This window comes from Microbacterium aurantiacum (genome assembly GCF_040532595.1).
Taxonomy (GTDB): Bacteria; Actinomycetota; Actinomycetes; order Actinomycetales; family Microbacteriaceae; genus Microbacterium; species Microbacterium chocolatum_B.
Genome location: NZ_JBEVYX010000001.1, coordinates 2,572,353 through 2,587,816 on the forward strand (window position 1 = coordinate 2,572,353; position 15,464 = coordinate 2,587,816).

Here is a 15,464-nt window from a genome sequence, read left to right on the forward strand (position 1 = left end):
ATGACGGATGCCGCCACCCTCCTCGCTGCGCTGAGAGAACGCGGGTGGACGGTCGCGTGTGCGGAGTCGCTCACCGGCGGGCTCGTCTGCGCCGAACTCACCGGGGTCCCCGGGGCGTCGGCCACGGTGCGCGGCGGCGTCGTCGCCTACGCGACGGAGTGCAAGGTCTCCGTCCTCGGCGTCGATCCGGCGCTGACGGAGCGGGTCGGCGCGGTCGATCCGGACGTCGCCGGTCAGATGGCCGAGGGTGCACGGCGTCTGTTCGCGGCCGACGTCGGGATCGCGACGACCGGCGTCGCGGGTCCGGACCCTCAGGACGGGCAGCCGGTGGGTACGGTGCATCTCTGCGTGGCGACCCCCGGCGGCGTTGCCGGCCTGCGTCTCTCCCTGAGCGGGAGCCGGGCCGAGATCCGCTCGGAGACGGTTCGTCGAGCGCTCCTGCTCGCGGCCGACGCGGTCGGGCGGATTGCGTGGGAATAGGCGTGTTGCGCCCGCGTTACATTCGGTGATTCCCACCCATTCCCCAGTCCCGGGGGATTAGATTGGCATCGTTCGGTGATGTACCGTTGTCCACCCGGACGGCGGCGGAGTCAGCAGTGAGGAGGGGGCCCGAAATGATCCTGGTACGTCAAGAGATCGGCGAAGTCCTTCGCGATCTCCGTCAGCAGAAGGGCCGCACCCTTCGTCAAGTCGCCAGTCGCGCGAGCGTCGCGCTCGGATATCTGAGCGAGGTCGAACGCGGACAGAAGGAAGCGTCCAGCGAGATCCTCGCCGCTGTGGCCGAAGCGCTGGATGTCCCCATCTCCACGATCATGCGGCAGGTGGGTGACCGCCTGTCGGTACTGGAGGGGCTCCAGACGTTCCCGGACGTCGTTCCCGACGACCTCGTCGCTTCGGTCGACGCCGAGCTCTCGCTGCGCTGAACCGCTGATCTTCTGTGCGCCGCAGTGAATTCGATCGCGCCGTCGATGACGAATTCGGGCCGAGAGGTCGAGTCCTCGTCGACGATCTGATCCTGCCGCCCTGGCAGGTGACGGCACGCGAGGCGCTTCGGCTCGGCGAATCGCCTCGAGCGGTGTGGCTCGCGCTGTGCGCGGAGGCGGACGTGCCCGAGGCGCGCAGGCACGGCGTCGGGCGACGCGAGCCGAAACGCTGATCCCGCCCGCACCTCCGGCGTGTCATCGAAGAAGTGTTCGATGTCGGCGTATGCTCCTCCACAGCGGGTGTCGGGTGACTGCCTGTCCACCGAACGAGCGGGGCCGGCGAGGAATGTCGGAGCCCCTCCCTAACGTGGACAGCGTCGAACGACACCCCCGCCTTGTCGCAGCACCCCTCCCGTCGGAAGGGGGCGCGACAGCCTACAGGCGACGGAACACGAGCAGAAGGAGCACGTCATGCCATCACCCGTTGACCGCGAGAAGGCTCTCGAGTCAGCCCTCGCTCAGATCGACCGGCAGTTCGGGAAGGGGTCGGTCATGCGCCTCGGCAGCGACGAGCGCGCCCCCGTCGAAGTGGTTCCGACCGGGTCCATCGCGCTCGACGTCGCGCTCGGCATCGGGGGACTCCCGCGTGGCCGCATCATCGAGATCTACGGCCCGGAGTCCTCGGGTAAGACGACGCTGACGCTCCACGCGATCGCGAACGTCCAGCGCGCCGGAGGCATCGCCGCGTTCATCGACGCGGAGCACGCCCTCGACCCGGACTACGCGCAGAAGCTCGGCGTCGACATCGACTCCCTTCTGGTCTCCCAGCCCGACACCGGTGAACAGGCCCTCGAGATCGCCGACATGCTCGTCCGCTCCGGTGCCATCGACCTCGTCGTCATCGACTCCGTCGCGGCTCTCGTGCCGAAGGCCGAGATCGAGGGCGAGATGGGTGATTCCCACGTCGGCCTGCAGGCTCGTCTGATGTCCCAGGCGCTGCGGAAGCTGACCGGTGGTCTCAACCAGACCAACACCACCATGATCTTCATCAACCAGCTGCGCGAGAAGATCGGTGTCTTCTTCGGTTCTCCCGAGACCACCGCCGGCGGCAAGGCCCTGAAGTTCTACGCGTCCGTCCGGTTGGACATCCGTCGTATCGAAACCCTCAAGGACGGAACGGATGCGGTGGGTAACCGCACCCGTGTGAAGGTCGTCAAGAACAAGATGGCGCCGCCCTTCAAGCAGGCGGAGTTCGACATCCTGTACGGTGTCGGGATCTCCCGGGAGGGCAGCCTGATCGACTTCGGAGTCGAACACGCGATCGTGAAGAAGTCCGGAGCCTGGTACACGTACGACGGCGAGCAGCTCGGGCAGGGCAAGGAGAACGCGCGGAACTTCCTGCTCAAGAACCCCGAGACGGCCGCAGACATCGAGTCCAAGATCAAGGACAAGCTCGGAATCGGCGGCGCGCGGACGGACACGGCGACGGCCGACGAGCTCGCCGCTCGACGTCCCGCGTGACGCACATCTCTACGACGGCTGCGGGTGTTCGATGACGGAGCACAGGCAGAACGGCGCCGGGTCGGCGGGGGAATCCGCTGACCTGGCGCCGGTGATCCCGCTCTTCGGGCGTGACGGGCGGGACGCCGACTGCTCGGGGCGTCCGGCGGAGCAGCCGTCCTGGCATCCTTCCTGGGTGGCGGACCCGGTCCCTCGTTCGGGGGATGATGACGAAGCCGCGGAGGCGGCCGAGCGGGCCCTGGTCAAGCGGCTGCGCACGCGCCAGCTGTCCTGTCGCGAGGCCCGCGGATTCCTGGTCGACCAGGACATCTCCGACGAGATGGTCGCGCGGATCGTCGCGGTGTGCACGGCGCGCGGCTACCTGGACGATGCGCGACTCGCGGAGCAGATCATGCACGTCGGCCTCGATCGCAAGAGGCAGGGACGTCGTGCGATCGCGCAGGCGATGACGGCACGGGGCATCCCCCGCGAGGTCGCCGACGAGGCGATGGCGGTGCTCGACGAGGACGACGAGGCCGAGCGCGCGTTGGACTTCGCCCGCACGAAGGCGCGGTCCCTGCATCAGGTGGAACGCGAGGCCGCACTCCGACGTCTGATGGGCCAGCTGGCGCGCCGGGGGTTCAGCGGCTCGGTCGTGGGCAGTGCGGCGCGCACTGCTCTGGACGAGCTCGCATCGCCGCAGAAGGTGCGTTTCCGCGACAGCTGAGACGCCCGACGCCCGGGCCCTGCGGGGTATGCCAGACTCGATCCGACCCGCGGGAGGGGCACATGGCGATTCGCGTCGAAGGCCTGAGCAAGAGCTATCGCGCCGTGCGCGCTGTCGACGACATCTCGTTCTCCGTGGGGGCGGGAGAGGTCTTCGCCTTCCTCGGCAGCAACGGGGCGGGGAAATCGACCACCATCGCGTGTCTGACGACGTTGAAGCCGTTCGACCGCGGAATGGTGGTCGTGGCGGGCCATGATGTCCGCACCGAGTCCCGACGTGCGCGCCAGTCCATCGGCGTGGTCTTCCAAGCGTCGATACTCGACGCCGACCTCACCGTCCGGGAGAACCTCGTGCTCCGTGCGCGGCTGGCCCACCTCTCGCGCAGCCGCGGCCGCGAGCGGATCGCGGAGCTGTCCGAGCTGCTCGAACTGGAGGAGTTCCTGGATCGCCGGTACGGACGACTGTCCGGCGGACAGAAGCGCCGAGCGGACATCGCCCGCGCGCTCCTCCACGAGCCCGAGATCCTCTTCCTGGACGAGCCGACCGCCGGTCTCGATCCGGCGAGCCGCACCTCCGTGTGGTCCACCATCCAGATGCTCCGCCGTCAGCGGGGGCTGACCGTGTTCCTCACCACGCACTACATGGAGGAGACCGAAGAGGCGGACCGCGTCTGCGTCATCGATCACGGGCGCATCGTCGCGGAGGGCACACCGACACAGCTGCGGGCGATCCACAGCCGCAGCGTGCTGCGGATCACCTCGACCGCTCCGCGTCGCCTGGCCGCTCTCGCGGGCGCACGCGGGTGGGAGGTCGAGCAGGACGGGGACGTCAGCGTCCTGATCGTTCCCGGGGCTGCGGAGGCGATGGAGATCCTGCGCGCACACGAGGGCGACGTCGCCGACTTCGAGTTCCGCCACGGCCGTATGGACGATGTCTTCCTCGCCCTCACCGGGCGATCCGGCGCAGCCGACGAGGGGGAGTCGTCGTGAGCGTGGTCGGTGCCCTCGTTGGGCGCAATCTTCGGGTCTTCTTCCGTGACCGGATGAACGTCTTCTTCTCTCTGCTGAGCGGGCTGATCCTGTTCGTCCTCTACACCCTCTTCCTGGCTCGACTCCAGACGGACGGCCTCGAGCAGCAGTTCCCCCAGGCGACACCCGAGGAGGTGACGGCGTTCATCAACACCTGGATGTTCGCCGGCATCATCCTCTTGACGACGATCACGACGGGTCTCGGGGCGCTCTCCGCCCTGGTCGAGGACAGCCAGAGCGGGCGTTTCGGCGACTTCCTCGTCGCGCCCATCCGACGCAGCGACATCGTGCTGGGCTACCTCCTGGCGGCCATCGCGGTGGCGCTGATCATGTCGACCGTCGTGCTCGTCGTCAGTCTCCTCTACCTCGGTCTGGTCGATGGGACGTGGCTGAGCGTCGAGCAGATCGCGACGCTCGTGGCGCTGATGGCCCTGTGCTGTGCGGCCTTCACTTCGATCTCCGCCTTCGCGGCATCCTTCGTCCGCAGCACGAGTGCGTTCTCGGCCCTGTCGACGGTGGTCGGCACGGCGATCGGATTCATCGCCGGCGCCTACATCCCCGTGGGATCGCTGCCGGCTTCCGTCGTCGACGTCATCAACGTGCTGCCGTTCTCGCAGGCCGCGATGCTGCTGCGACGTCCGTTCACCCAGGACTCCCTCGCGGTCCTCAGCGACGGCAACGCCACCGCCGAGGAGAGCCTGCGGGAGTTCTACGGGGTGGACCTCTTCGTGGGGGACACGCAGCTGACCGTCGGTGTCGCCGTCGCCGTGCTGGTGGCCGTCGCGGTCGGGTTCACGGCGCTCGCGGCGGCCCGCATCCGCACCGTCGTGCGCTGAATCTCGCGTCGCCCTCAGCCGCGGATCGTAGAATATCCGCCATCATGTCTTCCCCCTCTTCTGCGCCCACCCTCATCGCGCCGTCGCCTGCTGCCCGCGCCGCGGACGGCCGCATTCGCACGTACGAAGTCCGCACCTTCGGCTGCCAGATGAACGTCCATGATTCCGAGCGTCTGTCCGGTTCGCTCGAGAGCGCCGGTTACGTGCGGGCGGACGCCGGCAGCGAGGCCGACGTGATCGTGATCAACACCTGCGCGGTCCGCGACAATGCCGCCGGAAAGCTCTACGGCACCCTCGGGCACCTGAAGTCGCGCAAGGACAAGCACGAAGGCATGCAGATCGCCGTCGGCGGATGCATGGCGCAGATGGACAAGGACGCGGTCCTCGACAAGGCGCCCTGGGTCGACGTCGTCTTCGGCACCCACAACATGGGTTCCCTCCCGAGCCTGCTCGAGCGGGCGCGCCACAACGAAGCAGCCGAACTGGAGATCCTCGAGGCCCTCGATGTGTTCCCGTCGACACTGCCGACCAAGCGCGACTCCGTGCACAGCGGGTGGGTCTCGATCTCGGTGGGGTGCAACAACACCTGCACGTTCTGCATCGTGCCGAGCCTTCGCGGCAAGGAAAAGGACCGCCGTCCGGGCGACATCCTGAACGAGATCCGACTCCTCGTCGACGACGGCGCCGTGGAGGTCACGCTGCTCGGACAGAACGTGAACTCCTACGGGGTGGAGTTCGGTGACCGCCACGCGTTCGGGAAGCTGCTGCGAGCCGCGGGGGAGATCCCCGGTCTCGAGCGGATCCGGTTCACGAGCCCTCACCCGGCGGCGTTCACCGACGATGTGATCGACGCGATGGCGGAGACGCCGTCCGTGATGCCGCAGCTGCACATGCCGCTGCAGTCCGGCAGCGATCGGGTCCTCAAGGCCATGCGACGGTCCTACCGCAGCGAGCGGTTCCTCGGGATCCTCGACCGGGTGCGAGCGCGGATGCCGCACGCGGCGATCTCGACGGACATCATCGTCGGCTTCCCCGGCGAGACCGAGGAGGACTTCCAGGACACCCTGCGGGTCGTGGAGCAGGCGCGATTCGCCAGCGCCTTCACCTTCCAGTATTCGATCCGCGAGGGCACACCGGCGGCGACCATGCCCGACCAGGTGCCGAAGGAGGTCGTGCAGGAGCGCTATGAGCGGCTCGTGGCCCTCCAGGAGCGGATCTCCCTCGAGGAGAACCAGGCCCAGCTCGGGCGAGAGGTCGAGGTCCTGGTGTCGGCGGGCGAAGGGAAGAAGGATGCTGCGACGCGCCGCCTGACCGGTCGTGCCGAGGACAACCGCCTCGTCCACTTCGAGGTGCCGGACGGCTCCGAGATCCCGCGTCCCGGAGATGCGGTCCGCGTCGTCATCACGCACGCCGCCCCGTTCCATCTGCTCGCCGATGCGCCCTCCGGCGGTTCCCTGCGGATCCGGCGGACGCGGTCGGGGGATGCGTGGGACCGCAGGCAGGCCGAGTCCTGCGGAGTGGCGGCGCCCGCCGGAGCACCGCGCGCGGTCTCGCTCGGCCTTCCCCTCCTCCGCGTCGAGGCGTGACCGTCTCCGAAGAGTCCGGTACGCGCCTCTGGGTGGTCGTCGGGGCCACCGGGACGGGCAAGTCCGCCTTCTCCCTCGATCTGGCCGAGGCGCTTGTCCGTTCGGGCCGCGGCGCCGAGATCGTCAACGCCGACGCGATGCAGGTGTACCGCGGGATGGACATCGGCACGGCGAAGATCCCGCCCGGGGAACGCCGCGGCATCCCGCATCATCTTCTCGACGAGCTCGACGTCACCCAGGATGCCGCCGTCGCGTGGTATCAACCCCGGGCGAGGCAGGTGATCGCGGAGATCTTCGCGCGGGGCCAGGATGCGATCCTCGTCGGGGGATCGGGCCTGTACGTGTCGAGCGTCATCCACGACTTCCGCTTCCCCCCGCGGGACGACGAGGCACGCGCGCGCTGGGAAGCGGAGCTCGAGCGATCCGGCCCGGGCACCCTCTACGCGCTGCTCCGCGCGCGCGACCCGCAGACCGCCGCGCGGATCGACCCCCAGAACGGTCGCCGGATCGTCCGCGCGCTGGAGATCCTCGACCAGGGCGAGACGACGCACGGGGCGAGTCTTCCCGAGGCCCCGGCGCTCTGGCACGGCGACACGCGCATCCTCGGGCTGACGAGCCCGAGGGAGGAGCTCGTCGTACGGCTCGACTCTCGGGTCGAGCAGATGTGGCAGGACGGACTCCTCGACGAGGTCAGGGACCTCCGCGCCGAGGGGTGGGATCGCGGAACCACCGCCCGACGCGCGATCGGCTACGCCCAGGCCGCCGACGAGCTCGACGGGCTGCTCACGCGCGACGAGGCGATCGCGCGGTCGCAGGCCCTGACCCGGCGGTACGCGCGGCGGCAGGTGTCGTGGTTCCGGCGCTACGAGGGGGTCCGCTGGCTCGCACCCGCCCCGGACGCCGCCGCCCTCGTGGATGCGGCACCGGAGGCGCCGACCTCGCGCGCCTAGACTGGTGCGCATGCCGCAGACCGTCCCGTTCACCAAAGGCCACGGCACGGGGAACGACTTCGTGATCGTCCCCGACCCGGACGGCGCACTCCGGCTGACCGATGACCAGGTCGCCGTGCTGTGCGACCGCCGATTCGGCATCGGCGGCGACGGGATCCTCCGTGTCGTCCGCGCGGAGCGCATCGCCGAGGGGGCAGAGTCGGCGGCGGCGGGCGTGGAGTGGTTCATGGACTACCGGAACGCCGACGGCTCGGCCGCCGAGATGTGCGGCAACGGCATCCGCGTCTTCGCCCGCTATCTGGCCGACGTCGGATGGGCGGATCCGGATGCGGGGCCTGTGCGGATCGGCACCCGTGCCGGGATCAAGACCGTCACGCGACACGAGCGCGGCTTCGAAGTCGATCTCGGCGCGTGGCAGGTGGACGCCGGTGACGTCCTCGTCCGCGTGCGCGGCGGCGGTGCACCGCGGCCGGGTCTCGGTATCGATGTCGGAAACCCCCATGTCGTGGTGGCGCTCCCGGACGAGCGCGAGCTGGAGGAGCTGGATCTCACCGCCGTGCCCCAGCTGCACCCGGCACCTCGGCACGGTGCCAACGTCGAGTTCGTCGTGCCCGGCGACCCCCTGGTGCGCGACGGCGTCGGCATGATCCGGATGCGGGTGTTCGAACGCGGCGTCGGGGAGACGCTCAGCTGCGGGACAGGCGTCGCCGCCTCCGCGCTCGCCGTCCGCGACTGGGCGGGACCGGCGGCACCGGATCGGTGGAACGTCGAGGTCCCGGGCGGGTCGCTCGGCGTGCGCACCGTGGACGTGGACGGCGCGCTCCATGTCCTCCTGTCGGGCCCGGCGTCCTTGGTCTTCTCGGGCGAGATCTCCCTCGCCTGATATCAAGGGAGCGAGATCGGCTCCGTCGGCGGGGTGCCGTGGCGTCGCACCCGCAGCACGCGGAAGCCGCGTCCGGTCGCGGCCCGGTGGACGCTGTACCCCCGATCGAACGTCGCGGCGAGCCAGCGCTGCAGTGAGTCCGATCCGAGGTTCCGCTGCACGACGAGCCACGCGTCCGATCGCTCGTCGAGACGCGGGATCCACTTCTCGAGGAGACCGTGCAGCTCGTTCTTGCCGACGCGGATCGGCGGGTTCGAGCGGATGGATCGGAACACGATGTCGTCGGGAACATCCTCGGGGCGCACGGCGTTGACCTGGGGGAGTCCAAGATTCTCGGCATTGCGGCGTACAAGGTCCAGGGCGCGCTCATTGACGTCGACGGCCCAGATCGTCGCGTGCGGTGACGCCATGGCCAGGGACAGAGCGATGGGTCCCCACCCGCTGCCGATGTCGAGCAGATGACCCCCCGCGGGGGGAGGGGGCGTGTTCGCCAGGAGCACCGCGGTGCCCGAGTCGACGTGGTCGGGGCTGAACACGCCGCCGGCGGTCAAGACCTCGACCTCCCGTCCGTGGAGGACCACGCGGATACGCCGCAGGTTCTCCGGACTGGCGGGGGAAGCACTGAAGTAATGGTCGCTTCCCATGGCTCCCGAGCGTAGCGGAGGACGCCGTCTGCGCGGGAGGCTAGAATTCACGGATGCCCGGGCCCCGGCATCCCGGAAGGAACTGATGACGCACCACACCACACCGCCCACCGCCGACGACCAGCCGGTGGACCCGGTGGATCGCGTGCTCTCGCACGCCGAAGTCCGCTCCGGTGCACGGGTGTTCGGGAACGCGCAGGCTCTGCAGGACTCCGCGACCACCTACGGTGCGGACAGCGACGGTGACCAGTGGGATCGCGAGGAGCGCGCGGCGCTGCGACGCGTCCCGGGCCTGTCCACGGAGCTCGAGGACGTCACCGAGGTCGAGTACCGGCAGTTGCGCCTGGAGAACGTCGTCCTGGTCGGCGTACACCCCCAGGGAGCGACCGAGGATGCCGAGAACTCGCTGCGCGAGCTCGCGGCGCTCGCCGAGACGGCCGGCGCCGTCGTGCTGGACGGCGTTCTGCAGCGCCGCCCGCATCCGGATCCGGCGACCTACGTGGGGCGGGGCAAGGCCGAAGAGCTGCGCGACATCGTCGCGGCCGTCGGCGCCGACACCGTCATCGCCGATACCGAGCTCGCCCCGAGCCAGCGTCGTGCGCTCGAGGACGTCGTGAAGGTCAAGGTCATCGACCGGACCACGGTGATCCTCGATATCTTCAGCCAGCACGCCAAGAGCCGCGAGGGCAAGGCGCAGGTCGAACTCGCCCAGCTCGAGTACCTGCTGCCGCGGCTGCGCGGGTGGGGCGACTCGATGTCCCGCCAGGCGGGCGGGCAGGTCGGGGCCGGCGGCGCGGGCATGGGGTCGCGCGGTCCCGGAGAGACCAAGATCGAACTCGATCGTCGCCGCATCCGCACCCGCATGGCGCAGCTGCGTCGGCAGATCCGTGACTTCGCGCCGGCACGGGACGCCAAGCGTGCCGAGCGCCGTCGCAACACGATCCCCTCGGTCGCCATCGCCGGCTACACCAATGCGGGGAAGTCCAGCCTCCTCAATCGCCTCACCAGCGCGGGTGTCCTCGTCGAGAACGCCCTCTTCGCGACGCTCGACGCGACCGTGCGCCGGTCCGAGGCGGAGGACGGTCGTGTGTACACGCTGACGGACACGGTCGGGTTCGTGCGGAATCTTCCCCACCAGCTGGTCGAGGCGTTCCGGTCGACCCTGGAGGAGGTGGGACAGGCCGATGTCATCCTGCACGTCGTCGACGGTGCCCACCCCGATCCCGCAGCACAGCTGGCAACCGTGCGTGATGTCATCGGCGATGTCGGCGCGCGCGATCTCCCCGAGATCGTCGTGTTCAACAAGAGCGATCTTCTCGACGACGACGCACGGCTGCTTCTGCGCGGTCTCGAGCCGGACGCGGTCTTCGCATCCTCGCGGACGGGCGAGGGTGTCGACGAGCTCCGCGCGACGATCGAGGCGGCGCTGCCGCTTCCCGCGGTCGAGGTGCGTGCCCTCGTGCCCTACGACCGCGGCGAACTGGTCTCGGCGATCCACGAGCACGGCATGATCCTCGCGGAGGAGCACGAGGAGGAAGGCACCGCGGTCCATGCGCGGGTCGGCGAGCACCTCGCTGCGCGCCTCGCGCCGTTCCTCCGGAACTAATCCAGCGCCAGCGGCGGGACGTCCCGGGGCGTGAACCCGAAGACCGCCCCGAGGAACGCCAGTTCCGCCTCCAGTGCCCGCTCGATCGTCTCGGCCCGGCGGAATCCATGGCCCTCGCCGTCGAACAGCAGGTAGGCGTGCGGAACGCCGGCCGCGGCGAGAGCGTCCCGGACGGCTTCGGACTGCGACGGCGGGACGACGGCGTCCTCCGTGCCCTGCTCCAACAGCAGCGGAGTGCGGAAGTCCTCGGGCCGCGTGAGGGGCGACAGTTCGATGTAACGGGCCTCGGCCTCGGGAAGGGGCCCGACGAGTCCGTCGAGGTAGCGCGATTCGAAGTCCTCCGTCTCGGCCGCGAGAAGGCGCAGATCCGCGACCCCGTAGCGGCTGATGCCGGCCGCGAAGACCTCGGTTCCGCTGACCGCCCGAAGCACGGTCCAGCCGCCGGCCGATCCGCCCGCGATGGCCACCCGATCCGGATCGAGGCGACCCTCCGCGCCCAGGGCGCGGACGACGGCGACGACATCGTCGACATCCACGATGCCCCAGGCGCCCCGGAGTCGCTCGCGGTACGCGCGGCCGTACCCCGTCGAGCCTCCGTAGTTGACATCGAGCACTCCGATGCCGCGACTGGTGAGGTAGGCGATCTTCCCGGATGCGGCGCCGCCGACGTGGGCGGTCGGTCCCCCGTGCACGAACACGACGTAGGGTGGGGGCTCCTGGGGGGCGGAGGCGGGGGCGTCTGGATGGGTCGGGGGGAAGTCGAACGCGTGCACGGGCCCGTGGGGACCGTCGACGGTGACCGGCCGGGCGACCGGCGTGAACGCCGCCGGCCACGGGGGAGTGTCCCCGGCGATGCGCACCGCGGACTCGGGAGCGTCCGCATCGATCAGCCACAGAGCCGGCGTCCCGTCGCGCGTGGTGCCGGTGACGAGAACCTCGGTTCCGGAAGAGTCCTCGATCGCCGCGGCGGCCACGACGTCGACGGGCAGGGGACGGGCGCTCCCGTCCGCGGCCAGGACGACCACCTCGTCGCCGCCGTGGGTGCGCACCGCGACGATGCGACCGTCCTCGAGCGGGCCGAACCACCGGCTGCCGAGGACCCAGAGCGGGCCGCCGGTGTCGGCATCGGCCGCGGCGACGGGCGTCGTCGTCCCGCTGGCGACGTCGTGGCGCTGCAGGTTCCATCGGCCGTCGGGATCGTCGGCGTACAGAAGCGTCCCGTCGTCGAGCCACGTCGGCTGCAGCGGAGAGGACAGTCCGTCCGTGATGGCCCGGCCCGCGCCGGCGGGTGCCCCGAGCCCGGCGATGCGCAGCTCCGCGCGATCCCACGGCATGTCGGGGTGGTTCCACGCGATCCACGCGATGCGGCCGCCGTCGGGGGAGAGCGCGGGATGGGCGAGGAAGTCGCTCCCCGTCGCCAGGACCGCGGGTGCCGCGGCACCCGCGCCCGATGCGCCGGTCATCGGGATATCGACGATGTCGCGCCGAACGGGAGAGTCGACGACCTCCCGCACGGCGAGCAGCCGGCCATTCTGGACGCTGAGGCCGCCGAAGCGAACCCGCGGGTCCTCCGGAGTGAGGGCGACCGGCATCGAACCGGGGGCGAGCGCGTAGATCCGCTGGTCGCTCTTCTCGACGAACAGGAGCACGTCGCCGTCGGCCGCCCAGGCGCCGCCGCCGTATTCGTGCACGCGAGAGCGGGCATTCCAGGGAGCGGGGAGCAGGGTGCGGACCGAACCGTCCGCTCCGCGCGCGCGGACGGCGATGCGTCCGCCCTCGTCAGGGAGGGACTCGCCCCACCAGACCTCGTCTCGCCGTGAACCGGCGAACTGCGCCCCCTCCAGACGCGGGGACGAGCGAGCGACCGTCCGCGCATCCAACGGCGAGGGCCAGGTCCCCCATCCGGGGGACGAGGGGGCGATGTCTTCCTTCGGCGTGCTCACCCGATCCACGCTAGAGCGAAAACGCCGGGTGTGCGGCTACGGCGCCGCCTGGACCCCATCGGAGGGACGCTGTGACGCCTCGAAGGCGTCCGCATCCTTGCCGGGGCGGATCTGCAGGACCTCGAGGACCACCGCCACCGCGAGCGTCGTCAGGACCACGGCGACGACGTCGCCGATGCCGAGTGGGCGGAGGGCGAACAGCCAGAGCACCGCGGCGACGGCGAGGAGGACACGGACCAGCACGCGACGCGCGCCCAGCCAGAGTCCGAACCGGCCGGTGTCGATTCCCCAGGCCGCGACGCGGGCGCGCGCGGCTGCACCGGCGCGGCCTCCTGCTGCGCGAAGGGCTCGCGCCGGACGCGATCGCCCGAGCAGCCACCCCGCCACGGCGACGATGACACCCACCACCGTGACGACGGAGGCGGAGTGGGCCATCGCGGCGACCATCTGCGCGTAGATCACCTCCAGCGCCGACGGCGAGAGACCGGCGTCCTGCGCGACCGTGCCGATGACGCCGACGCCGACGGCGAATCCGGCGGCGAGGGACCCCGCGCCGAGGCCCAGCGCGACACCGGAGCCGACGACGGCCACGCTGCGGCGACGGGCGAGGAGGATGCCGAGGCCGAAGAGCGCGAGAGTCAGGACGGGCAACCACCAGCCCGCGACGGCCGCGGCGGCGTACCCGGCTCGCACCATCGCCAGATTCTGGCCGTCGCCGAGGATGATCACGCGGTCGACGGAGGGGATCAGGGACGCGACGCCGATGCCGCGCTCCTGGAGATTCGCCTTGACCCGCTCCACCACGGCTCCGAGCTGAATCCCGACTCCCTCGTCGGTACGGACGACCAATCCGCCGCCGTCGGACGTGGCTGCCGCGGTGAGCGCACGATGGGCGCCCCGCGTCGCCGTCGCCCAGACATCGGTGAACGCGTCGGAGGCGACCACGCGGGTGACCGTCGTCTGGACGAGGCTCTCGAGTCCGGCCGCCGCCGGCTGCTGGAGCAGCTCCAGGGCGGAGGCCGCGCGCGGCGGGAGCCCGAGATCCGTCACGGCGGAGAACACCTCGGCCGTGAGGGCGTCGAAATCGACCTGGTCCGCGATCGCCTCCATCGTCTCGTCGACGATGAGTCCCTGGACTGCGGGGTCGGAGGAGAGCGGCGCGAGGGTCGCGACGAACGCCTCCTCGTCCACGAGCTGCACGCGCGTCCAGGCGGACACGATCGAGACCGGCACGAGGATCGCCGCGATGACGATGCAGAGAGCGGACAGGACGCTGCGCGCTCTGCTGCCGGGTGTCCTCTCGCGCCCATCCATCGCCTGGACACCGACGGAGAGACGCGCGTTCTCCGCCTCCAACTCGCGGATGCGCGCCTCGAGCGCGGCAAGATCGGAGGACTCCATGCTCATGGGGACATCATGAAGCACCGCCGCCGGTCGGCGTCGGAGGATCACCCGCGGGGGGTGATCGATGCGAAGGCGACGTCAGACGGTGCGCAGGACCGCGACGACCTTGCCGAGCACCACCGCGTCGTCGCCCAGGATGGGCTCGAACGCCGAATTGCGTGGCAGCAGCCAGGTGTGGCCGTCCCGCTGGCGGAAGGTCTTGACGGTCGCCTCGCCGTCGAGCATCGCCGCGACGATGTCGCCGTTGTCGGCGCTCGGCTGGGATCGGATGACGACCCAGTCGCCGTCGCAGATCGCCGCGTCGATCATCGACTCGCCGGTGACCTTCAGCATGAACAGGTCGCCCTTGCCCACGAGCTGTCGGGGGAGGGGGAAGATCTCGTCGATCTGCTGGTCGGCCGTGATGGGGACGCCGGCCGCGATGCGACCGACCAGCGGGACCAGCGCCGCGTCGCCGACCGAGGGCGAGGCGTCCACGGGGCTCTCCGTCGCCGTGCCCGGCAGGTCGATCAGCACCTCCATCGCGCGGGTCTTCCCGGCGTCGCGGCGCAGGTAACCGCTGAGTTCGAGCTGATTGAGCTGATGCGTGACGCTCGACAGGGACTTCAGGCCGACGGCATCGCCGATCTCGCGCATGCTCGGCGGGTAGCCGTAGCGCGCGATCGACCGCTGGATGACCTCGAGGATCGCCAGCTGCTTCTCGCTGAGGCTCTTGCGGCGTCGCGTCTGGGGCTTCTGCGATCCGGTGACGTCGCTCATCTCGGCTCCTGTCTCGCCCTGTTCCGCAGAGCGTTCTTCGAATGTCGGAGGTCCGTGGTGTGGTTCCGATATCGAAACCGTATCCGCACCATCGGACCTTCGCCGGGACCGGAGGGGCGTGTCGCTTTCGACAGTGTCGGTCCGGAACCGGCATTTGACATAGATCCTAGTCGAAGATAGCTTCGGAAGAGAAGTTCGCGTGCGGCCCCTCTGGCCAGGGGCCGCATGCGAACTCCCGACCAGAGGCCGGCGCAGCCCGGCTTCAGAGGAGAAGACATGACCACCATCGACACCACCTGGTCCCCGCGTCCGGTCGCCGGTCGTCCGGTGATGCCGCGGACGCGTCTGCGTCTCACCGCCCGCGGGCGTCGCGCGCTCGCGTTCGCCGCAGCTCTTCCGGTGTCGATCGCGGTGGCGGCCGCGCTGCTCAGCGGAGGCAGTGCGCTCGCGGGGCGGGACGACGGGGCGCCCGCGGGCACGTTCACGGCCGTCGTCGTTGCGCCGGGCGACTCGCTGTGGTCGATCGCCGAGCGCGTCGCACCGAGCGCGGACCCGCGCGACGTGGTCGATGCGATCCTGCGGCTCAACGCGCTCGACGGCGCCGGCTTGCAGGCGGGGCAGAGCCTGTCGATCCCGACGGATTACGCGCGCGGGCGGTGACGGCTCGCGGGGTGA

Annotated in this window: 16 protein-coding genes; 12 read left to right on the forward strand and 4 right to left on the reverse strand. The window is 70.4% G+C overall.

Annotation, left to right across the window (positions count from 1 at the left end; genetic code table 11):
• The 10 genes from ABXJ56_RS11990 (at nucleotide 1) to dapF (ending at nucleotide 8,433) form a co-directional block, all read left to right on the forward strand.
• Nucleotides 1-480, forward strand: a complete 480-nt coding sequence (locus ABXJ56_RS11990) for a CinA family protein (protein WP_353999884.1) — start codon at nucleotides 1-3, stop codon at nucleotides 478-480.
• A gap of 134 nt (nucleotides 481-614) precedes the next feature.
• Nucleotides 615-923, forward strand: coding sequence for a helix-turn-helix domain-containing protein (locus tag ABXJ56_RS11995; protein WP_353999885.1), 309 nt, complete (start codon nucleotides 615-617; stop codon nucleotides 921-923).
• A gap of 14 nt (nucleotides 924-937) precedes the next feature.
• Entirely contained in the window at nucleotides 938-1,156 is a 219-nt protein-coding gene (locus tag ABXJ56_RS12000) for a DUF3046 domain-containing protein (RefSeq protein WP_353999886.1), read from the forward strand.
• A 238-nt stretch (nucleotides 1,157-1,394) separates the two neighbouring features.
• Nucleotides 1,395-2,444: a recombinase RecA gene (gene recA, locus ABXJ56_RS12005; RefSeq protein ID WP_353999887.1), complete on the forward strand. Its 1,050-nt coding sequence runs from the start codon at nucleotides 1,395-1,397 to the stop codon at nucleotides 2,442-2,444.
• Nucleotides 2,445-2,475: 31 nt separating this feature from the next.
• A complete protein-coding gene (locus ABXJ56_RS12010) occupies nucleotides 2,476-3,150 on the forward strand; it encodes a regulatory protein RecX (protein ID WP_353999888.1) in 675 nt (224 codons plus the stop codon).
• Between the two features lie 62 nt (nucleotides 3,151-3,212).
• Nucleotides 3,213-4,139, forward strand: a complete 927-nt coding sequence (locus ABXJ56_RS12015; protein WP_353999889.1) for an ABC transporter ATP-binding protein — start codon at nucleotides 3,213-3,215, stop codon at nucleotides 4,137-4,139.
• Complete coding sequence (locus ABXJ56_RS12020; RefSeq protein WP_353999890.1) at nucleotides 4,136-5,014, forward strand: ABC transporter permease; 879 nt, start codon at nucleotides 4,136-4,138, stop codon at nucleotides 5,012-5,014. Before ABXJ56_RS12015 ends, ABXJ56_RS12020 begins: the two co-directional genes overlap by 4 nt.
• Before the next feature lie 44 nt (nucleotides 5,015-5,058).
• The gene (miaB, locus tag ABXJ56_RS12025) at nucleotides 5,059-6,600 is read left to right on the forward strand and encodes a tRNA (N6-isopentenyl adenosine(37)-C2)-methylthiotransferase MiaB (protein ID WP_353999891.1); all 1,542 of its coding nucleotides are present in this window, start codon (nucleotides 5,059-5,061) and stop codon (nucleotides 6,598-6,600) included.
• Nucleotides 6,597-7,550, forward strand: coding sequence for a tRNA (adenosine(37)-N6)-dimethylallyltransferase MiaA (gene miaA, locus ABXJ56_RS12030; protein WP_353999892.1), 954 nt, complete (start codon nucleotides 6,597-6,599; stop codon nucleotides 7,548-7,550). Before miaB ends, miaA begins: the two co-directional genes overlap by 4 nt.
• 10 nt (nucleotides 7,551-7,560) lie before the next feature.
• Nucleotides 7,561-8,433 carry a diaminopimelate epimerase gene (gene dapF / locus ABXJ56_RS12035; protein ID WP_353999893.1) on the forward strand — a complete coding sequence of 291 codons (873 nt, stop codon included), beginning with the start codon at nucleotides 7,561-7,563 and terminating at the stop codon, nucleotides 8,431-8,433.
• Between the two features lie 2 nt (nucleotides 8,434-8,435).
• Here dapF and ABXJ56_RS12040 read toward each other — a convergent pair whose 3' ends face one another.
• Nucleotides 8,436-9,077, reverse strand: a complete 642-nt coding sequence (locus tag ABXJ56_RS12040; protein ID WP_353999894.1) for a class I SAM-dependent methyltransferase — start codon at nucleotides 9,075-9,077, stop codon at nucleotides 8,436-8,438.
• Nucleotides 9,078-9,162: 85 nt separating this feature from the next.
• On the opposite strand from ABXJ56_RS12040, the gene hflX reads away from it, so the two are divergent.
• The gene (gene hflX / locus ABXJ56_RS12045) at nucleotides 9,163-10,683 is read left to right on the forward strand and encodes a GTPase HflX (RefSeq protein ID WP_353999895.1); all 1,521 of its coding nucleotides are present in this window, start codon (nucleotides 9,163-9,165) and stop codon (nucleotides 10,681-10,683) included.
• Here hflX and ABXJ56_RS12050 read toward each other — a convergent pair.
• The 3 genes from ABXJ56_RS12050 to lexA all read right to left on the reverse strand — a co-directional run bounded on the left by ABXJ56_RS12050 (nucleotide 10,680) and on the right by lexA (nucleotide 14,789).
• A complete protein-coding gene (locus tag ABXJ56_RS12050; RefSeq protein WP_353999896.1) occupies nucleotides 10,680-12,626 on the reverse strand; it encodes a S9 family peptidase in 1,947 nt (648 codons plus the stop codon). The two genes, hflX and ABXJ56_RS12050, sit on opposite strands and share 4 nt — an antisense overlap.
• A 36-nt stretch (nucleotides 12,627-12,662) precedes the next feature.
• Nucleotides 12,663-14,033, reverse strand: a complete 1,371-nt coding sequence (locus ABXJ56_RS12055) for a hypothetical protein (RefSeq protein ID WP_353999897.1) — start codon at nucleotides 14,031-14,033, stop codon at nucleotides 12,663-12,665.
• A 75-nt stretch (nucleotides 14,034-14,108) separates the two neighbouring features.
• Nucleotides 14,109-14,789, reverse strand: coding sequence for a transcriptional repressor LexA (lexA, locus tag ABXJ56_RS12060; protein ID WP_353999898.1), 681 nt, complete (start codon nucleotides 14,787-14,789; stop codon nucleotides 14,109-14,111).
• Nucleotides 14,790-15,065: 276 nt separating this feature from the next.
• On the opposite strand from lexA, the gene ABXJ56_RS12065 reads away from it, so the two are divergent.
• Complete coding sequence (locus ABXJ56_RS12065) at nucleotides 15,066-15,449, forward strand: LysM peptidoglycan-binding domain-containing protein (protein ID WP_353999899.1); 384 nt, start codon at nucleotides 15,066-15,068, stop codon at nucleotides 15,447-15,449.
• The last annotated feature ends 15 nt before the right edge of the window (nucleotides 15,450-15,464 follow it).

Excerpts from the sequence above, each read along its gene's own strand:
- dapF (WP_353999893.1), top strand. The coding sequence starts at position 7,561 with ATGCCGCAGACCGTCCCGTTCACCAAAGGCCACGGCACGGGGAACGAC.
- ABXJ56_RS11990 (WP_353999884.1), top strand. The coding sequence starts at position 1 with ATGACGGATGCCGCCACCCTCCTCGCTGCGCTGAGAGAACGCGGGTGG.
- recA (WP_353999887.1), top strand. The coding sequence starts at position 1,395 with ATGCCATCACCCGTTGACCGCGAGAAGGCTCTCGAGTCAGCCCTCGCT.
- lexA (WP_353999898.1), bottom strand. The coding sequence starts at position 14,789 with ATGAGCGACGTCACCGGATCGCAGAAGCCCCAGACGCGACGCCGCAAG.
- ABXJ56_RS12015 (WP_353999889.1), top strand. The coding sequence starts at position 3,213 with ATGGCGATTCGCGTCGAAGGCCTGAGCAAGAGCTATCGCGCCGTGCGC.
- ABXJ56_RS12040 (WP_353999894.1), bottom strand. The coding sequence starts at position 9,077 with ATGGGAAGCGACCATTACTTCAGTGCTTCCCCCGCCAGTCCGGAGAAC.
- ABXJ56_RS12055 (WP_353999897.1), bottom strand. The coding sequence starts at position 14,033 with ATGAGCATGGAGTCCTCCGATCTTGCCGCGCTCGAGGCGCGCATCCGC.
- ABXJ56_RS12065 (WP_353999899.1), top strand. The coding sequence starts at position 15,066 with ATGACCACCATCGACACCACCTGGTCCCCGCGTCCGGTCGCCGGTCGT.
- ABXJ56_RS11995 (WP_353999885.1), top strand. The coding sequence starts at position 615 with ATGATCCTGGTACGTCAAGAGATCGGCGAAGTCCTTCGCGATCTCCGT.
- miaB (WP_353999891.1), top strand. The coding sequence starts at position 5,059 with ATGTCTTCCCCCTCTTCTGCGCCCACCCTCATCGCGCCGTCGCCTGCT.
- ABXJ56_RS12010 (WP_353999888.1), top strand. The coding sequence starts at position 2,476 with ATGACGGAGCACAGGCAGAACGGCGCCGGGTCGGCGGGGGAATCCGCT.
- hflX (WP_353999895.1), top strand. The coding sequence starts at position 9,163 with ATGACGCACCACACCACACCGCCCACCGCCGACGACCAGCCGGTGGAC.